Raw genomic sequence first — 17,261 nt, forward strand, 5'->3', positions numbered from 1 at the left:
CCGGCTGGCGGCGCTATGACCGATGAAGACCGCGGCGCGGCGTTCGCGCTGCTCGACGACTGCGACTCGACGGACGCGCACCGCACGAGCCGCCTGTACACGGGCTTCGTGCACGAGCGCGCGACAACAGACCCGGCGGCGCTCGATGAACTGTGCGCTGCCGTGGTTGCCGACATGCGCGCCGGCCTTCACGCCGTCGTGCTCGCGGACTACGAGTTTGGCCGCAACCTCCAGCTGAAATCGAAATCGACGCAGCGTGGCGATGCCGCGCTGCGTTTTTTGTTGTTCGAGCGCTGCGAGCGGCTTTCGCGCGACGAAGCCGACGCGTGGCTCGCAGAACGCGATGGCGGTGCCGCTGAACCGTCGGTGGCCGGTACCGCGAATGTGCGCGAAAGCGTGGACGATGCGCAGTTCCATCAGGCCATCGCCGCCATCCACGAAGCGCTGCGGGCTGGCGACTCCTACCAGGTCAACTACACCTACCGGCTGACATTCGACGTATTCGGCTCGCCGCTCGGGCTGTACCGGCGGCTGCGCGCGCGGCAGCCCGTGCGCTACGGCGCACTGATCGCGTTGCCGCAGGACCGTTGGGTGTTGTCGTGCTCGCCCGAACTCTTCGTCGAAAAGGCCGGGGACACGCTGCGCGCGCGTCCCATGAAGGGCACCGCGCCGCGTTCGGCCGATCCGCACGAAGACGAACACGGCGCCCGCTTTCTCGCGAGCGACCCCAAAAACCGCGCCGAAAACGTGATGATCGTGGATCTGCTGCGCAATGATCTTTCGCGCATTGCGCAAACGGGATCGGTGAGTGTGCCGGCGCTGTTCTCCGTGGAGCCCTACCGATCCGTGTGGCAGATGACCTCGACCGTGACGGCGCGTCTGCGCGAGGGCGTGTCATTTGCCGGTGTGCTGCGTGCGCTGTTTCCGTGCGGCTCCATTACGGGCGCGCCCAAGCATCGCACGATGGAGTTGATCGACATGCTCGAAAGCACGCCGCGCGGGCTCTATACGGGCGCCATCGGCTGGCTCGATGCGCCCGCGAGCGGGACGGGAGTCGCTGAGACATGCGGCGACTTCTGCATGTCGGTCGCGATCCGCACGCTTACGCTTGCGAACGCAAACTCAGCCGGTCTGCGTCGCGGCACGCTGGGCATTGGCGCCGGCATCGTGCTCGACAGCGTGGCCGCCGATGAACGCGCGGAGTGCCGGCTGAAAGCGCGCTTCCTGACCGAGGCCGATCCGGGCTTCCAGCTCTTCGAAACGATGTTCGCCACGCGCGAGGACGGCGTGCGGCATCTGGACCGCCATCTCGCGCGGCTCGCCCGCAGCGCTGCGCAGCTTGGGTTCGGCTACGACGAGGCCCACGTGCGCGCGCGTCTGCAGGCACAGTGCGAGCAGTTAGCGCCCGCGACGTCGCATCGCGTGCGGCTCGCGCTCGACAAGGCGGGCACGGTGCACGTCACGGCCGCGCCGCTCTCCCCGCTCGCGACGAAAACGGTCGGCGTCATGCTCGCGCCCGACCATGGCTTCGCGCTCACGCACGCAGCCGACCTGCTGTTGCTCCACAAGACCACGCGCCGCGCCGAGTACGATCGCGCGTGGCACGAGGCCGAGCCGAACGGTGCCTTCGACATGCTGTTCTTCAACGAGCGCGGCGAGTTGACGGAAGGCGGTCGGTCGAATGTGTTCGTGAAGCTCGATGGACGGTGGTGGACGCCGCCGCTCTCCTCAGGCGTTCTGCCGGGCGTGATGCGCGGCGTGCTGCTGGCCGATGCGTCGATGAACGCCGCAGAGCGGGTGTTGACCCGCGAAGACGTATTGCGTGCCGAAGCGCTGATCCTCTGCAACGCCCTGCGCGGCGCGTTGCCGGCGCAGATCGTGACCGAAGCGCCGCGCAAGGCGTGACGCTCACCTCACCGTCGCAGACCGAGCCGCAAGGCGCCGGTGGGTGGGCAAGCAAGCGGCAACGCAACACAGCAGAGTAGCCACCGCCGTATCGGGGCCGCCTGCGCCGGCCTTACCCCAATCAGAACGAATGCTCGGGCCCCGGGAACGACCCGTCCTTCACGGCGCGCACGTAAGCATCCACGGCTGCGGCGATGCCCGGCTGCCCTTGCATGAAATCCTTCACGAAGCGCGGCCGCTTGCCGGGGAATACACCCAGCATGTCGTGCAGCACCAGCACCTGGCCCGAGCACTGCGCGCCCGCGCCGATGCCGATGGTGGGAATGCGCAGTTGCTTCGTCACGTCTGCGGCGAGCAGCGTGGGGATTGCTTCCATCACGATGAGTTGCGCACCCGCGTCCTGCATGGCGAGCGAGTCGCGCAGCAACTGGTTCGCGCCCGCTTCGGTCTTGCCCTGCACCTTGAAGCCCCCGAACGCGTGCACCGACTGCGGCGTGAGGCCCACATGCGCGCACACCGGCACCGACCGATCGATCAGAAAACGCACCGTTTCGCCCAGCCATTCGCCGCCTTCCAGCTTCACCATCTGCGCGCCGGCCCGCATCAGCTGCACGGCGCTCTCGAACGCGGCGGTAGGCGTGCCGTAGCTGCCGAACGGCATGTCGGCGACGATCAGTGCCGAGGGCTGTGCGCGCGCCACGCAGGCGGTGTGATACGCGATGTCCTCGAGCGTGACGGGCAGCGTGGTGGTGTGTCCTTGCAGCACGTTGCCGAGCGAATCGCCGATGAGCAGCACGTCCACGCCTGCACGGTCCAGCAGCGCCGCGAAGCTTGCGTCGTAGCACGTCAGCATGGCGATCTTCTCGCCAGCCTCGCGCATGGCCTGCAGTTTCGGAACGGTCACGGCCGGCCGGCTCGCTTCCTGCAAATAGGTCATCAGACAGTCCGTTTGAAAAGGGGGAGGAGGGTACGCGCGATCTAGCGCGCCGTGCCCTTGACGAAGAATTCCTTGCGGCCGCGCATCGTTTCGATCCGCTCGACGACGAGCGCGAGGTCCGCCTCGGAATCGAGCGGATTCAGATGTTCGACGTTCACCGTGAGTACGGGCGCTCGGTCGTAGTGGTAGAAGAACTGGTTGTAGGCGTCAGAGAGCCCACGCAGATACGCGTCGGAAATCTGTTGCTCCATTGGAATGGCGCGTTTCTGGATGCGCGAGAACAGCACCTCGGGGCTGGCCTGCAGGTACACGACAAGGTCGGGGTCGGGCGCGCTTGCTGTGAGCCGCGCCGCAATGGCGCGATAGAGCTGCCATTCGTCGTCAGGCAGCGTGAGGCGACCGAAGACGTCGTTCTTCTGGGTGATGAAGTCGGTAACGAGCGTGCCGCCGTCGGCCAGCGTCGATGCGATGGCCTGCGCTTCCTCCATGCGTTGCAACGCGAACTGGAGTTGCGTGGACAAGGCGTACCGCGTGTTGTCGCGATAGAAGCGCTCGAGAAAGGCATTGTCCTGCGGGCGCTCGAAGCAGGTCTGCATCGACCAGCGCTGCGCAAGCCGCATGGCGAGCGACGTCTTGCCGGCGCCAATCGGGCCTTCGATTGCGAGGTACCGCACCGGCGGGCGCAGTTCGGGGGCCGTGACCGTGAGCGGCGGCGCGGTCATCGGCAGCCGCCCTGCTTCATCTTGCCGTTGCCTTCGCCTGTGGCGAAATCCGCGTCTGCGCCCGGGTTCCTGTCCAGGTCGGCTGCGGCCGTGCCGGCTAGGCACTGGCACAGCGGCTTCACCTTCTCGATGCGCTGGCCCGCGACGGCCGTGAGGAACGCGTCGGCGCGTCCGTGCTGCGGAATGATGAGGTCGGGTTCCAGTTCGATGAGCGGCACCAGCGCGAAGGCGCGTTCGATGAGCCGCGGATGCGGGACGATCAGATCGGGCTCTTCGATGACGTGGTCGCCGTAAAGCAGAATGTCGAGATCGAGCGTGCGCGGTGCGTTGCGAAAGGGACGCTCCCGGCCGAAATGGCTTTCGACGCGGTGACACAGCGCCAGCAGATGCCGCACCGGCAGTGTCGTGTCGAGCTTCACGACGCAGTTGTAATAGTCGTCGCCGCCCGCGTCGATCGGGGCGGTGCGATACAGGCTCGACTTCGCGAGCACGGTGATGGTGTGCTGCTGTGCAAGGCACACCACCGCGTCTTTCAAGGTCTGGCGCGCGTCCCCGAGATTCGCGCCGAGCCCTAGCCAGGCTACCGTCATGGCATCACTTCCTGCGACTTTCGTTTGACGGCGAAAGCGCCAGCCCGATCAATCCTCGTGTGCGCCGTTGTGGCTCACCTCGCCGGATGCGTGCGGGCCCGCTGCTGTGCCGTCCTCCACTCCGTCGCCCGTCTTGCGGTTTCTGGCGCCACCGCGCCGCCGTCGTTTTCTGGGCGTCCGGTCCTTCCCGCCTTGCGCGAGCAATGCTTCGCGCGCAGCCGCGTCTCCTTCGATGAACTCCGTCCACCACGCGCCCACGGCTTCGTCCAGCTCGCCTGACTCGCAGCGTAACAGGAGGAAATCATACCCCGCTCTAAATCTTTGGTGTTCCAGCAGCTTCAGCGCGCTGCGGCCCGAGTGTTTTTCGAGGCGCAACTGCAAGCCCCAGATTTCGCGCATGTCCGACGAGAAGCGGCGATGGATGGCGAGCTTCTCGGTTTGGGCGTCGATCACGTCGTCCATCGCGCGGTGCAGCGCGGGCACCGGATAGTCGCCCGCGGCCGTGTACTGCTGGTAGCGCTGCTGCACGTCGTGCCACAGGAGCGTGGCGAACAGGAAGCCCGGGGAGACCGGCTTGCCGGCGCGCACGCGGGCGTCGGTGCTGGAAAGCGCGAGCGTGATGAACTTCTCGCCTTGCGGCTGTTCGAGCACGACGTCGAGAAGCGGCAGCAGGCCGTGATGCAAGCCTTCCTTGCGCAACCGCTGCAGGCACGCGAGCGCGTGGCCCGAGAGCAGCAGCTTCAGCATTTCGTCGAACAGACGCGCGGCCGGCACGTTGTTGATGAGGTCGGCGAGTTCCTGGATGGGCGCACGCGTGTGGTCCTCGATCTCGAAGCCGAGCTTCGCGGCAAAGCGCACCACGCGCAGCATCCGCACCGGGTCTTCGCGATAGCGCGTGGCCGGGTCGCCGATCATGCGCAGCAACCGCGCGCGCATGTCGGCCATCCCGTTGTGATAGTCGAGCACGGTCTGCGTGGCCGGGTCGTAGTACATCGCGTTGATCGTGAAGTCGCGTCGTGTGGCGTCTTCGTGCTGCTCGCCCCACACGTTGTCGCGCAGCACGCGGCCGCTCGCGTCCACGGCGTGCGTGCGGCGGTCGAGTTCGTCGCGGCGATAACGCTTCGGCGGCACTTCGGCACTGACGCCTTCTTCGAGCGAGGGCGGCGGCGGATCGACGAGCGCGCGGAACGTGGAGACTTCGATGATCTCCTGGCCGAACTGCACGTGGACGATCTGGAAGCGCCGGCCGATCAGGCGCGCGCGGCGAAAGAGGCGCTGAACCTGGTCCGGCGTGGCGTCGGTGGCGACGTCGAAATCCTTCGGCGCGATGCCGAGCAGCAGATCGCGCACGGCGCCGCCCACGATGAACGCGCGGAATCCTGCCTGCTGCAGGCCTTCGGTCACGCGCACCGCGTTGCGGGAAATCAGCGAGGGGTTAATGCCGTGAACGTCCGCCGAGAGGATGACCGGTGCATCCGGATCGCCCGCCGTAGCAGCCGCTTTGCCGGTCTTGCGAGCAGGGCGGCGACGCGCCTTCGAGCCGTCTTGCGCCGCTTCGTCGGCCGCGCGCGAACCTGAATGTGAGCCGGGCGGCGAGCCGGACTGTAGATCGGCGTCGGCATCGGACGAGCCGGCCGCGGCGGCCGTGTCCTGACCGAACAGCTTGCGGATGAGTTTCTTGATCACGAGGGTTGGAAGAGGTCGAGAATGCGCCAGCCCTTCGACTGCGCGTGAGCGCGCAGCGTGTCGTCAGGGTTGGTCGCGATCGGGTCGGTGACTTTTTCGAGCAGCGGGATGTCGTTGTGCGAGTCGCTATAGAAATAGCTGCGCTCGAAGTCCGACCACGTTTTGCCTAGGGAGGCGAGCCATGCCTCGGTGCGCACGATCTTGCCTTCGCGGTAGCTCGGCGTGCCGGTGGGGCGGCCCGTGTAATCGGAATGCGGCTGGCCGTCCACAGTTTCCACTTCGCAGGCGATCAGCTTGTGCACACCGAACACTTCGGCGATAGGGGCCGTGATGAATTCGTTCGTGGCAGTCACCATGCAGCAGAGGTCGCCGGCGTCCCTGTGCTCGCGCACGAGTTCGAGGGCGGCCGGCACGATGGCCGGCTTGATCACTTCATGCATGTACTGGTCGTGCCAGATCTTGAGCTGCGCGCGCGGGTACTTCGCAAGCGGCGTGAGCATGGCGACGAGATACGCGTGAATGTCCAGCACGCCCGCTTTGTAGTCGGCAAAGAAGCGGTCGTTCTGACGCGCGAAACTTTCGCCGTCCACAATGCCGAGCTTCACCATGAAGCGACCCCATTCGTGGTCGCTGTCGGTGGGGATGAGCGTGTGATCGAGGTCGAAGAGTGCGAGATTGGCCATGGGGGCTCATTTTACTTGAAGCGGGTGAAGGCGTTGCCGCCGTCCGGCGCACCGTCCGCTGCGCCTCGCGCCATCTTCTCCGGCGAGGCCAGCATGGCGCGCAGCAGCGGCAGCGTGACGGCGCGTTTCTGTTCGAGCGAAAAGCGGTCGAGCGCGTCGAGCAGCGCCATCAGGCTCGGCATGTCGCGGCGATAGTGCGTGAGCAGATAGGCGGGCACGTCGTCGGCGAGCGCAATGCCGCGCTCGCGCGCGGCCTGTTTCAGCACGGCGGCCTTGTCTTCGTCCGCGAGCGGCGCGAGATGATAGACAAGGCCCCAGCCGAGCCGCGTACGCAGATCCTCGCGCACGGCGAGCGCGATGGGTGCAGCGTTGCCGGCCGCGACGAGCGCGCTCGTGGGATGCGCGCGCACCTCGTTGAACAGATTGAAGAGCGCGATTTGTTGCGCGCCGGAAAGCGCGTCGCAGTCGTCGATCGCGTAGATTGAAACCGCGGGGTCGAACGAGAAGGCCGCGAGGCCGCTTTGCGGACCCGCGAAGCGGGCATGGCCCGGCGGCGTTTCATGAACCAGCGCCTGGAGCAAATGGCTGCGGCCGCTGCCCGCCTCGCCCCAGATATAGAACGTGCGGTCCGCGACGGGGCCGGCCGCGAGCGCGGCGTCGAGCTCGCGCAGGCGCGCGACGAGCTCCGTGTTCGGGCCCGCGAAAAAATTGTCGAATGTCGATGGCGGCGGGGTGCCGAGATCGAGCGTCAGCTGTCGAAGCACAGTGAGATGAAAGCGGAAATACGGTGTCGGATATCAGTTCTTGTAGAGCGCGCTGGCGAGGTAGCCGCGGCGCAGTTCGCGCAGCGCCACAGCGAGCACGGCGCTCACGGGCAGCGCGATCAGCACGCCGAAGAAGCCGAACAGCTGTCCGAACGCGAGCAGCGCGAAGATGACGGCGAGCGGATGCAGGCCGATGCGCTCACCCACGAGCCGCGGCGTCAGGAAGAAACCTTCGAGAACCTGTCCGACGCCGTAGATCAGTGCCACGGCGCCGAAGCCGTACCAGTCGCCGAACTGCAGCGATGCGGCGATCAGCGCGAGGCCGAGGCCCGTTGCGTAGCCCACGTACGGAATGAACACGGCGAGCCCCGTGAAGACGCCCACGGGCAACGCAATCTCGAACCGCGCGATGCTGAGCGCGATTGCGTAGTACGCGGCGAGGACGACCATCACGAGCAACTGGCCGCGCAGGTACTGCGAGAGCATGCGGTCCATTTCACCCACGAGTTCGCTGGTGCGCCCGAGCCAGCGGCGCGGAATGAACGCCTGCACGCGGCCGATCATCGCGTTCCAGTCGTAGAGCAGATAGAACAGCACGAGCGGCACCATGACCACGTTGCCGATCACGGAGATCATGACGTTGCCGCTCGTGCGAATGGAGGCCCACGCGGCGAGCGCGATGGACTGCGCGCTGCCTTCGAGCTGCCCCATCACGGTGTCGCGCAGGCTGGCGAAATCGAGCGGATTGGCAAGACCGAGCAGTGCGAGCTTCGGCTGCAGCCAGTCGTGCAGATGCGCGAAGAGCGCCGGTACCTGCTGCTTCAACTGCGGCACCTCGTTCTGCACGACGGCGAGCACGAGCACGACGAGCAGCGTGATGACGAGCGCGAACAGCAGCATCATGAGCAGGGCGGCAAGCCCGCGCGGCACGCGGTGGCGCACGAGCCAGGCCACGCCCGGTTGCAGGATGTAGGCGAGAATCGCGCCGAGCAGGAACGGCGTGAGCACCGGCCGCAGGAGCCACAGCACGATGCCGAACGCCATGGCGAGCGCGGCCCAGATGAAGGCCTGGCGCTGGTATGGCGTGAAAATCGGAGAGTTCTGCGACAAGGTTGTTTTCCCAAGGTGGTCGGACAGGCGAATTCAGCCAGGCGGCCGGCATCGGGTAAAATCGCATTTTACCGACCTTCTCGCTCTTCCCCATGAATCAACCGAAATCCGACCCGAACGCCCAGGGACTGTCGTATCGCGATGCCGGCGTGGACATCGACGCAGGCGACGCCCTCGTCGACGCGATCAAGCCCTTTGCCAGGAAGACGATGCGCGACGGCGTGCTCGCCGGCATCGGCGGATTCGGTGCGCTTTTCGAGGTGCCGAAGAAGTACCGCGAGCCGGTGCTCGTGTCCGGCACCGACGGCGTGGGCACCAAGCTCAAGCTCGCATTCCATCTGAACAAACACGACACCGTGGGCCAGGACCTCGTGGCCATGAGCGTCAACGACATCCTCGTGCAGGGCGCTGAACCGCTGTTCTTCCTCGACTATTTCGCCTGCGGCAAGCTCGAAGTGGGCACGGCCGCGACCGTCGTGAAGGGCATCGCCCAGGGCTGCGAACTGGCGGGTTGCGCGTTGATCGGCGGTGAGACGGCCGAAATGCCGGGCATGTACCCGGACGGCGAATACGATCTCGCCGGCTTCGCTGTCGGCGCGGTGGAAAAGAGCAAGATCATCGACGGCAGCACGATCATGCCGGGCGACGTCGTGCTGGGCCTCGCGTCGAGCGGCATCCATTCGAACGGTTTCTCGCTGGTACGCAAGGTTATCGAGCGCGCGCAGCCCGATCTTTCCGCCGACTTCGACGGACGGTCGCTCGCCGACGCGCTGATGGCGCCCACGCGCATCTACGTGAAACCGCTCCTTGCGTTGATGGAGCAACTGCCGGTGAAGGGCATGGCGCACATCACGGGCGGCGGGCTCGTCGAGAATATTCCGCGCGTGCTGCGCGAGGGCCTCACGGCCGAACTCGACCACCGCGCGTGGCCGCTGCCGCCGCTCTTCGCGTGGCTGCAAAAGCACGGCGGCGTGGCCGATGCGGAAATGCACCGCGTGTTCAACTGCGGGATCGGCATGGCGGTCGTCGTTGCAGCAGCGGATGCCGACAAGGCGATCGGCCTGCTTTCGGCCGCCGGCGAGCAGGTCTGGAAGATCGGCTTCGTGCGCGAGAGCGCCGCGGGCGAAGCGCAAACGGTCGTGGTCTAAGCGTGATCCAGGCGGCCTGTCAGTCCTAAGCCGTCTGTAGCAGCAGGAAGAAAAAAGGGCGTGCCGGGTTCATCCCGGCACGCCCTTTTTTTGACTTCCGGCCGCGCTCCATCCGAAAGCGCGGCGCGCAGCGGCGGCACGCTACAAAACCGTCCTGACGTGCCAAAGCTCGGGAAACAGCACCACGTCCAGCATCTTGCGCAGATACGGCGCGCCGTTCGTGCCGCCCGTGCCCTGCTTGAAGCCGATGATCCGTTCCACCGTCGTCACGTGACGGAAGCGCCACTGACGGAACGCGTCCTCCAGATCCACCAGTTCTTCGGCCATCTCGTACAGGTCCCAGTGCCGCGACGGGTCGCGGTACACCTCGAGCCAGGCGGCTTCCACCGACGCATCGTGCGCCGTCGGCTGCGTCCAGTCGCGCTCGAGCCGCTCTTGCGCAATCGGAAAACCGCGTCGGGCAAGCAGGCGAATCACTTCGTCGTAGAACGAAGGCGCTTCCAGCGCGGCTTGCACCTGCGCGAAGACATCGGGCCGGTGCGCGTGCGGCTTGAGCATCTGTTCGTTCTTGTTGCCGAGCAGAAATTCGAGCAGCCGGTACTGATACGACTGGAATCCCGACGACGCCCCCAGGTACGGCCGCATCGCCGTGTACTCCGAAGGCGTCATGGTGGCGAGCACGTTCCACGCCTGGACGAGCTGCTCGAAGACGCGCGACACGCGCGCGAGCATCTTGAACGCGGGCGGCAGGTCGTCGCGGTGCACACAGGCGAGCGCCGCGCGCAGTTCGTAGAGCGCGAGCTTCATCCAGAGTTCGCTCGTCTGATGCTGGATGATGAACAGCATCTCGTTGTGATCGGGCGAGAGCGGATGCTGTGCCGAAAGGATCGGATCGAGCGAGAGGTAGTCTCCGTAGCTCATCGACTTCGAGAAGTCGAGCTGGGCGCTGTGCCAGCCGGCTTCGGCCGCGGATCGCTCTGCCGCCAGGGCTTCGGGCACGTGCGCGGCGTGCTTCGCCTCCGAGCCGTGCAGGCCCGCCGCGCCATGTCCGAACGGACAGCCGCCGCGCGGTTCGTCGACCCGCTCGACCGGTTCGCCCGGCACTTCCATGTGATCGGTCATCGCTGTCTCCTCAGGTCACGGCGCCGCGTGCGGCGAATTCGGGCGCGCGCCAGCTTTCGCTTTCGAGCACGTCGCGCAGCGTTTCCACGGCGTCCCACACGTCCGCATAGCGCAGATAGAGCGGCGTGAAGCCGAAGCGCAGCACGTGCGGCTCGCGGTAGTCGCCAATTACGTTGCGCGCGATCAGCGCTTGCATCACCTCGTAGCCGTGCGGATGCGCGAAGCTCACGTGCGAGCCGCGCTGGCTATGCGCGCGCGGCGTCACGAGATGCAGCGCGTGGCCTGCGCAACGCGATTCGACGAGGTCGATGAAGAGGTCCGTCAGCGCGAGCGACTTGCGGCGAATCTCCTGCATGCTGGTTTGCAGGAACACGTCGAGCCCACACTCGACGAGCGCCATCGAAACCATCGGCTGCGTGCCGCACAGATAGCGGCCGATGCCCGGGCCGGGCTGATACACGGGGTCCATCTGAAACGGCGCGCGGTGTCCCCACCAGCCCGAGAGCGGCTGCGAGAACGCATCCTGATGGCGCTTCGGCACCCAGACGAAGGCGGGCGAACCGGGGCCGCCATTCAGGTACTTGTAGGTGCAGCCCACGGCGTAATCGGCGGCGACGCCGTTGAGATCGACCGGCACGGCGCCCGCCGAATGTGCGAGGTCCCAGAGGGCGAGCGCGCCGCTCTGGTGAATCAGTTGCGTGAGCGCGGCCATGTCGTGCATGTAGCCCGTGCGGTAGTTCACGTGCGTGATCATCGCGACGGCTGTGTCGCTGCCGATTGCGTCGGGCAACTCGGCGGGGTCGTCGACGAGGCGCAGTTCATAGCCGCGGTCGAGCTGCTCGATGAGCCCCTGCGCGATGTACAGATCGCTCGGGAAGTTCGACCGCTCCGACACGATCACGCGACGGTGCGGGTCCCGCGCGTCCTGCAGGCGCAGCGCCGCGGAAAGCGCCTTGAAGAGATTGATGGAGATGGTGTCGGTCACGACCACTTCGTCGTCGGCCGCGCCGATCAACGGTGCCAGCTTGTTGCCGAGCCGGCGCGGCAGCGCGAACCAGCCCGCGGCGTTCCAGCTGCGAATCAGCCCCTCGCCCCATTCGGCGCCGATCACCTGCTGCGCACGGGCGGAGGCCGCCTTCGGCGGCACGCCGAGCGAGTTGCCGTCGAGGTAGATGGTGTCGGATGCGAGCGCGAACTGGTCGCGCAGCGGCGCAAGCGGATCGGCGCGGTCCAGCGCCAGGGCGTCGTCACGGTGTTTCATGGTGCTCCAGTCGAAAAAATGGGGGCGGGCGCGGGCTTTGGCGAGGCGAGATATCGGCGGCCTCAGTCGGCTTCCGGGTGCCTCAGGATCGCGCCGGCAGCGGGCGCAGCACGGCGCGCACGGGGCTTGCGTCCAACGTGGCAAGGCGCAGCGGGAGCGCGATCAGCTCGTAGTCGCCGGGCGCCACGGCATCGAGCACAAGGCCTTCCAGGATCGCCATGCGATGCGCGCGGATGCGGCCGTGCGAATCCATGGTTTTGGAATCCTGCGGGTCGAGCGAAGGCGTGTCGATGCCGATCAGCTTCACGCCGCGCGAGGCGAGCAGATCAATGGTCTGCGGCGCCACGGCGCAAAAGCGGCTGTCCCATTCGGTGATCGGCGCGCGCTGACAGGTGCGCAGCAGCACGCGCGGCGGCATGCCGTCAGCCAGCGCCGCCGCGACGTGTTCCGGCCTCACGAGCGGCGCCGCGCCAATGCAATGAATCACGCGGCACGGGCCGAGATAGGCGTCGAGCGGCACCTCGCCAATCGGCGCGCCGTGCGCGTCGTAGTGCAAGGGCGCGTCGGCGTGCGCGCCGGTGTGCGGCGAGAGCGTGAGCCGCCCGACGTTCACGGGCGAGCCCGCCTCCATGCGCCACACACGCTCGATGCCGACCGGCGTGTCGCCCGGCCACACGGGCGTTTGCGGCCCGACAGGCGGAGAAATGTCCCAAAGTGCATCCATGTCTGCGGATGTCCTGCAAGTGGTCGTGTACTCGCCGCGGTGCGGCGGGCTGATCTTTTGAATGATAGGCGGCCTGTCACGAAATGTGCTTGCAAAAAAATCACCGCAAGGGTGTGCTGTTGGAACATAATTTGAGGGAAAGCGGAAAGGGAGACCGAAAATGAACGCAATCTCGCTCGACGCCACGGATTGCCGCATTCTCGCGGTGCTTCAGAACGAAGGCAGAATCAGCAACCTGGACCTGGCCGATCGCATTTCACTGTCGCCGTCCGCGTGCCTCAGGCGATTGCGCCTGCTGGAGGAGCAGGGCGTAATCGAGCGCTACCGCGCCTGTTTGAATCGCGAGGTGCTGGGCTTCGAACTGGAGGCTTTTGTGCAGGTGTCCATGCGCAACGACCAGCAGAACTGGCACGAGCGTTTCGCGCAGGCGCTGCGCGACTGGCCCGAGGTGGTAGGCGCGTACGTCGTGACGGGCGAGACGCATTACCTGCTGCGCGTGCTGGCCCACAACCTCAAGCATTACTCGGACTTCGTGCTGAACAAGCTCTACAACGCGCCGGGCGTGATGGACATCCGTTCGAACATCGTGCTGCAGACGCTGAAGGACGATACCGGCGTGCCGGTGGATCTGGTGGCGCGCTCGGGAGGTAAGGCGGCCGGTTCGTGAGGGCGTGCCTCGGCCTGGCCTTTACAGCATTCGCGGCTTTCGCGGCCTTTCAGGCCTCGACTTGCCCGAAGCCGCGTCAGAGCGGCTCGATTCGATGAAACCCGCCGCTGTGGAACACGAGCGGCGACACATCTCCGGCGCCGTCGCGCACTCCGCAGCGCTCCACTTCACCCACGAAGATCACGTGGTCGCCTTCCTCGTAGCGGCTGCGGTTGTGGCATTCGAACCAGGCGAGCGCGCCTTCGAGCACCGGCATGCCGGTGTCGCCGGCCGCATGGGCCACGCCCTCGAAGCGGTCGCCCTTCACCGTGGCGAAGCGCTTGCAGAGGTCGAGTTGTGACGCGGCGAGCACATTCACCACATAATGGCTGTTCGTCTGGAACACCGGCATCGACGCCGAACGCGTCGCGAGGCTCCACAGTACGAGCGGCGGATTCAGCGACACCGAGTTGAACGAACTCGCCGTAATGCCGATCAGCTGACCCGACGGCGCGCGCGTGGTGATGACGGTCACGCCCGTGGCGAACTGGCCGAGCGCGTGGCGGAACGCCTTGTCGTCGAAATTGGGGGCTTTGGCGCGGCGCGTCATTGCAGTACGGACTCCGTTGCAACGAGCACGGGCGATCGCGCGGCGGGCGCCGGCAGGACGAAAACTGGAGCGAAGGTCATGTAGAAAACGCGTGAATTGCCCCCATTCTAGCGTCATTCGCGCGCGTGCAGCCGCGGGCAGCGGGCCCGGCGCGGACTATCCAAGGAGGAATTCCATGAGTCAGGCAGTTGAAACCGCCACCCTCGCCGGCGGGTGTTTCTGGTGCCTTGAAGCGGTGTTTCTGGGCGTCGACGGCGTGGTGGCGGTGGAGTCGGGTTATGCGGGCGGGCACGTGGACCATCCGTCGTACGAGCAGGTCTGCGACGGCAATACCGGACACGCGGAAGTCGTGAAGGTGCAGTTCGATCCGTCGAAGATCGGGTATCGCGACATCCTCGACATCTTCTTTGCGATCCACGATCCAACGCAGCTGAACCGCCAGGGCAACGACGTCGGCACGCAGTACCGGTCGGTGATCTTCACGCATTCGGAAGCGCAGCGCGATACCGCGTTACAGGCGATTCGCGAACTGACGGCCGAAGGCGTCTACGACGGGCAGATCGTCACCCAGGTGCTGCCACTCGACGGCAATTACTGGCCGGCCGAGGCCTATCACCAGAACTACTTCGCCCAGCATCCCGAGCAGGGCTACTGCGCATTCGTAGTGGCACCGAAAGTGGCCAAGTTCCGGCAAAAGTTCGCGCACCGCATACGCGGGGCGTGATTTGCACCGAGGCATACCGGGCGCCGCGCTGCCGTGCGAGGGCACGGGCGGCGCGGCGCCGGTTCAATGCGGCTCGTGCCCTTCCTCTTCTTCCCGCATCTTCGTACAGGCCGCGCCAATCTCGCGGGCGAGTTCAATGCACGTGAGCGGCGCCGAGCCTTCCGCCTTGTTGTTCGTCGCGATCAGCACCGGCTGGCCCGCAATTGCGTAGCGTGCCGCCAACTCGGCGAGCGCGCGGCGTGTGTACGGATCTTCGTCGACGAGCTTGTCGAACGGCTCGTATTTCGCCTTCGCCTGCTCGTACTTGAAGCCGCTGTGCAGGCTCCAGCGCACGATCAGCGGACCGGCGGGCGTGTCGCCATCCAGCAGCGCGAGCGCCGCAGCCTGCCGCAGCGGATCGGGCATGCGCGCGTGAAGCCCGACGCAGTACCGTACGCCCGCGGCGCGCAGCGCGCGGATGAAGCGCGGCGTCAGCAGGCAGGCGTCGCGAATCTCTACGGCGTAACACGGCGTCGACCCCGCCGTGGAGCCCACGGCGGATAACGGCGGCAACGCGGCGAGGAATGCAGAAAGCCGCTCGATGAACCCGGCCGGATCAGCAAGCAGTGCGTCGGGCAGCGGCGGAAACTGGAACACGAGCGCACCGGCGCGTATGCCCAGTCCATCGAGACACGGTCGCACGAATTCGTCGATGGCGAGTTGCGCATTCAGGAAGCACGGATTCGCTTCGACCGGCTCGCCACGCTCTCCGCGCACGACGGCGTCCGTGATCAGCGCCGCGCACTTCACGATGAATCGAAACGTATCCGGCACCTGCTGCGCGTATCGCAGATAGTCCGCGACCGTGAGCGGCGCGTAGAACGAGCGATCGATGCTCACGGTGCGCAGCAGCGGGTGCGCGCCGTAGGCGGAAAGGCCGTCGCGCGAGAGCTTCGAGTTGCTGTACTCGTCGCCGTAGACAATGCCCTTCCAGCCGGGAAACGACCACGACGACGTGCCGAGATGCACTTCGCCGGGCAAGGTGCGGGCGATGTCGAGCACGTCGTCGTTGGGCGGCGCAGCCAGGACGACGGCGCGGCCCCGCGACTTTTTCGGTGCGGCGAAAGAAGATAAACCGGCCGCCCCCAAGGGCCCGGTTTGCGCAGGAGAAGAGGCGGCTGGCCGAGGCGCGCCGTGCGGCGGCAACGGCTCGCCGAAGAGGTCGAACTGCTGCTCAGGACCACCGCTGTCCGTGGCGCTTTCCGCAGTGCTTTCAGACTGCGCGATAGCGTCGATTGCGTTGGGCTCGTGAGCGGCCGGTGCGGCGCCTTCGTTCATCTAGTCCTGTCGGTGTTTCCTGGGGCGCCGCCGCGCCCTAGCGGCACGGCGGTCGCCCTCGCGAGCCTCAATGAAGTGCTGGCGAATGACTTACAGCGGCTTTTCGTACATATAGCGGCGCGACCACGGCAGCGTCGCCGCGCTGCGTCCGGCCTTGCGGCAGACCACCTGGAAGAGCGATACGTCGTCGTGTTCGAACGCATAGGCGCAGCCCGCCAGATACACGCGCCAGATGCGGAACTTCTCGTCGTCCACGAGCTTTCTCGCCTCTTCGGCGTGCGTCTCGAACCGTTCCGCCCAGATGTCCAGGGTGTGCGCATAGTGACGGCGCAGGCTCTCGGCGTCAATCGCTTCCAGGCCGCCGCGCTGCATGGATTCGAGCACGAGGCCGATATGCGGGAGTTCGCCGTCCGGGAACACGTAGCGGTCGATGAATTCGCCGCCGCCCAGCGAGGTCTCGCCGCTGTCCGCATCCGACGACGTGATGCCGTGATTCATCGCGATGCCTTCGTCGGTGAGCAGGTCGTGCATCTTGCGGAAATAGCCAGGCAGGTTCTTGCGCCCCACGTGCTCGAACATGCCGACGCTCGTGATGCGATCGAATTGGCCTTCCACGTCGCGATAGTCCTGCAGGCGGATCTCGATGCGATCCGAGAGTCCTGCGGCCTTCACGCGTTCGGTGGCGAGGTTGAACTGGTTCTGCGAGAGCGTGACGCCTACGCAGTTCGCGCCGAACTTCTGCGCGGCGCGCAGGACGAGCGCCCCCCAGCCGCAGCCGATGTCGAGCAGGCGCTGGCCGGGCTGCAACTGGATCTTGGTGAGAATGTGGTCGATCTTCTTGAGCTGAGCCGTGCCCAGATCTTCGTTGCCGTTCTCGAAGTAGGCGCACGAATAGACCATGTTCTCGTCGAGCCACAGCTTGTAGAACTCGTTCGAGACGTCGTAGTGATACTGGATCGCTTTCTTGTCCGACGCCTTCGTGTGGTTGAAGTAGCGGCGCACGCGGGCGAGCTTGCTCGCATTGGTGACCGTGCTTCGCGCCAGCGAATAGCCGATGTTGATGATGTCCGAGAGCTTGCCCTCGATGTCGATCTTGCCCTTCACATACGCTTCGCCGAGGTTGTCGAGGCTCGGTTCGAGCAGAAGCGGCAGCGCCGACGCGCTATTGACCTTCAGCGTGACCTGCGGCGCCGCGAAGTTGCCGAAATCGAGTTGTTGTCCGTCCCAGAGCACGAGACGCGCAGGCAGATTCGCCTTGTCCCGTACTTCCTGCACCCACTGCGCCAGCTTCTTCTCCCAGAACATGTGATTT

General features: G+C 66.1%; 17 protein-coding genes. 4 read left to right on the forward strand and 13 right to left on the reverse strand.

All coding sequences use genetic code 11. The annotated features are described in order from the left end of the window. Positions 1-15 precede the first annotated feature (15 nt). On the forward strand, positions 16-1,905 hold the full coding sequence (gene pabB / locus PKKP23_RS17740; RefSeq protein ID WP_126877872.1) for an aminodeoxychorismate synthase component I: 1,890 nt from the start codon (positions 16-18) through the stop codon (positions 1,903-1,905). Positions 1,906-2,026: 121 nt separating this feature from the next. Here the strand turns inward: pabB and panB are convergent, their stop codons facing one another. Genes panB through PKKP23_RS17775 form a run of 7 tightly spaced genes read right to left on the reverse strand, consistent with a single transcriptional unit; the run spans position 2,027 to position 8,397 of the window. Further along, entirely contained in the window at positions 2,027-2,842 is an 816-nt protein-coding gene (panB, locus tag PKKP23_RS17745) for a 3-methyl-2-oxobutanoate hydroxymethyltransferase (RefSeq protein ID WP_017776943.1), read from the reverse strand. A 41-nt stretch (positions 2,843-2,883) separates the two neighbouring features. After that, the gene (locus PKKP23_RS17750) at positions 2,884-3,564 is read right to left on the reverse strand and encodes a deoxynucleoside kinase (RefSeq protein WP_126877873.1); all 681 of its coding nucleotides are present in this window, start codon (positions 3,562-3,564) and stop codon (positions 2,884-2,886) included. Continuing rightward, a complete protein-coding gene (folK, locus tag PKKP23_RS17755; RefSeq protein WP_126877874.1) occupies positions 3,561-4,154 on the reverse strand; it encodes a 2-amino-4-hydroxy-6-hydroxymethyldihydropteridine diphosphokinase in 594 nt (197 codons plus the stop codon). The genes PKKP23_RS17750 and folK overlap by 4 nt, the downstream gene beginning before the upstream one ends. A 48-nt stretch (positions 4,155-4,202) precedes the next feature. Next, entirely contained in the window at positions 4,203-5,840 is a 1,638-nt protein-coding gene (pcnB, locus tag PKKP23_RS17760; protein ID WP_017776940.1) for a polynucleotide adenylyltransferase PcnB, read from the reverse strand. Beyond that, complete coding sequence (locus PKKP23_RS17765; RefSeq protein WP_017776939.1) at positions 5,837-6,523, reverse strand: histidinol-phosphatase; 687 nt, start codon at positions 6,521-6,523, stop codon at positions 5,837-5,839. Before PKKP23_RS17765 ends, pcnB begins: the two co-directional genes overlap by 4 nt. Before the next feature lie 11 nt (positions 6,524-6,534). Further along, complete coding sequence (gene hda, locus PKKP23_RS17770; protein ID WP_126877875.1) at positions 6,535-7,287, reverse strand: DnaA regulatory inactivator Hda; 753 nt, start codon at positions 7,285-7,287, stop codon at positions 6,535-6,537. 33 nt (positions 7,288-7,320) lie between these two features. Further along, positions 7,321-8,397, reverse strand: coding sequence for an AI-2E family transporter (locus PKKP23_RS17775; protein WP_017776937.1), 1,077 nt, complete (start codon positions 8,395-8,397; stop codon positions 7,321-7,323). Between the two features lie 92 nt (positions 8,398-8,489). Here PKKP23_RS17775 and purM point away from each other — a divergent pair, with 92 nt between their 5' ends. Continuing rightward, positions 8,490-9,545 (forward strand): phosphoribosylformylglycinamidine cyclo-ligase, encoded by a 1,056-nt coding sequence (gene purM, locus PKKP23_RS17780; protein ID WP_126877876.1) that lies wholly within the window; start codon positions 8,490-8,492, stop codon positions 9,543-9,545. Positions 9,546-9,686: 141 nt separating this feature from the next. Here purM and kynA read toward each other — a convergent pair whose 3' ends face one another. The 3 genes from kynA to kynB all read right to left on the reverse strand — a co-directional run bounded on the left by kynA (position 9,687) and on the right by kynB (position 12,652). Then, complete coding sequence (kynA, locus tag PKKP23_RS17785) at positions 9,687-10,667, reverse strand: tryptophan 2,3-dioxygenase (RefSeq protein ID WP_126877877.1); 981 nt, start codon at positions 10,665-10,667, stop codon at positions 9,687-9,689. Between the two features lie 10 nt (positions 10,668-10,677). Next, entirely contained in the window at positions 10,678-11,928 is a 1,251-nt protein-coding gene (kynU, locus tag PKKP23_RS17790) for a kynureninase (protein ID WP_126877878.1), read from the reverse strand. 82 nt (positions 11,929-12,010) lie between these two features. Continuing rightward, entirely contained in the window at positions 12,011-12,652 is a 642-nt protein-coding gene (gene kynB, locus PKKP23_RS17795; protein ID WP_126877879.1) for an arylformamidase, read from the reverse strand. A 160-nt stretch (positions 12,653-12,812) separates the two neighbouring features. On the opposite strand from kynB, the gene PKKP23_RS17800 reads away from it, so the two are divergent. Then, complete coding sequence (locus tag PKKP23_RS17800; protein WP_126877880.1) at positions 12,813-13,319, forward strand: Lrp/AsnC family transcriptional regulator; 507 nt, start codon at positions 12,813-12,815, stop codon at positions 13,317-13,319. Between the two features lie 76 nt (positions 13,320-13,395). On the opposite strand, the gene PKKP23_RS17805 is transcribed toward PKKP23_RS17800, so the two are convergent. Continuing rightward, positions 13,396-13,908 (reverse strand): flavin reductase family protein, encoded by a 513-nt coding sequence (locus tag PKKP23_RS17805; protein WP_017776931.1) that lies wholly within the window; start codon positions 13,906-13,908, stop codon positions 13,396-13,398. 175 nt (positions 13,909-14,083) lie between these two features. Between PKKP23_RS17805 and msrA the strand changes: the two genes are divergently transcribed. Continuing rightward, the gene (msrA, locus tag PKKP23_RS17810; protein WP_126877881.1) at positions 14,084-14,632 is read left to right on the forward strand and encodes a peptide-methionine (S)-S-oxide reductase MsrA; all 549 of its coding nucleotides are present in this window, start codon (positions 14,084-14,086) and stop codon (positions 14,630-14,632) included. 63 nt (positions 14,633-14,695) lie between these two features. Here msrA and PKKP23_RS17815 read toward each other — a convergent pair whose 3' ends face one another. Both PKKP23_RS17815 and PKKP23_RS17820 read right to left on the reverse strand, forming a co-directional pair. Beyond that, positions 14,696-15,949, reverse strand: a complete 1,254-nt coding sequence (locus PKKP23_RS17815; protein ID WP_126877882.1) for a DUF72 domain-containing protein — start codon at positions 15,947-15,949, stop codon at positions 14,696-14,698. 90 nt (positions 15,950-16,039) lie between these two features. Next, on the reverse strand, positions 16,040-17,254 hold the full coding sequence (locus PKKP23_RS17820; RefSeq protein ID WP_017776928.1) for an SAM-dependent methyltransferase: 1,215 nt from the start codon (positions 17,252-17,254) through the stop codon (positions 16,040-16,042). Between the last annotated feature and the right edge of the window lie 7 nt (positions 17,255-17,261).

This window comes from Paraburkholderia kururiensis JCM 10599 = LMG 19447 (assembly GCF_003986935.1).
Classification (GTDB): Bacteria; Pseudomonadota; Gammaproteobacteria; order Burkholderiales; family Burkholderiaceae; genus Paraburkholderia; species Paraburkholderia kururiensis.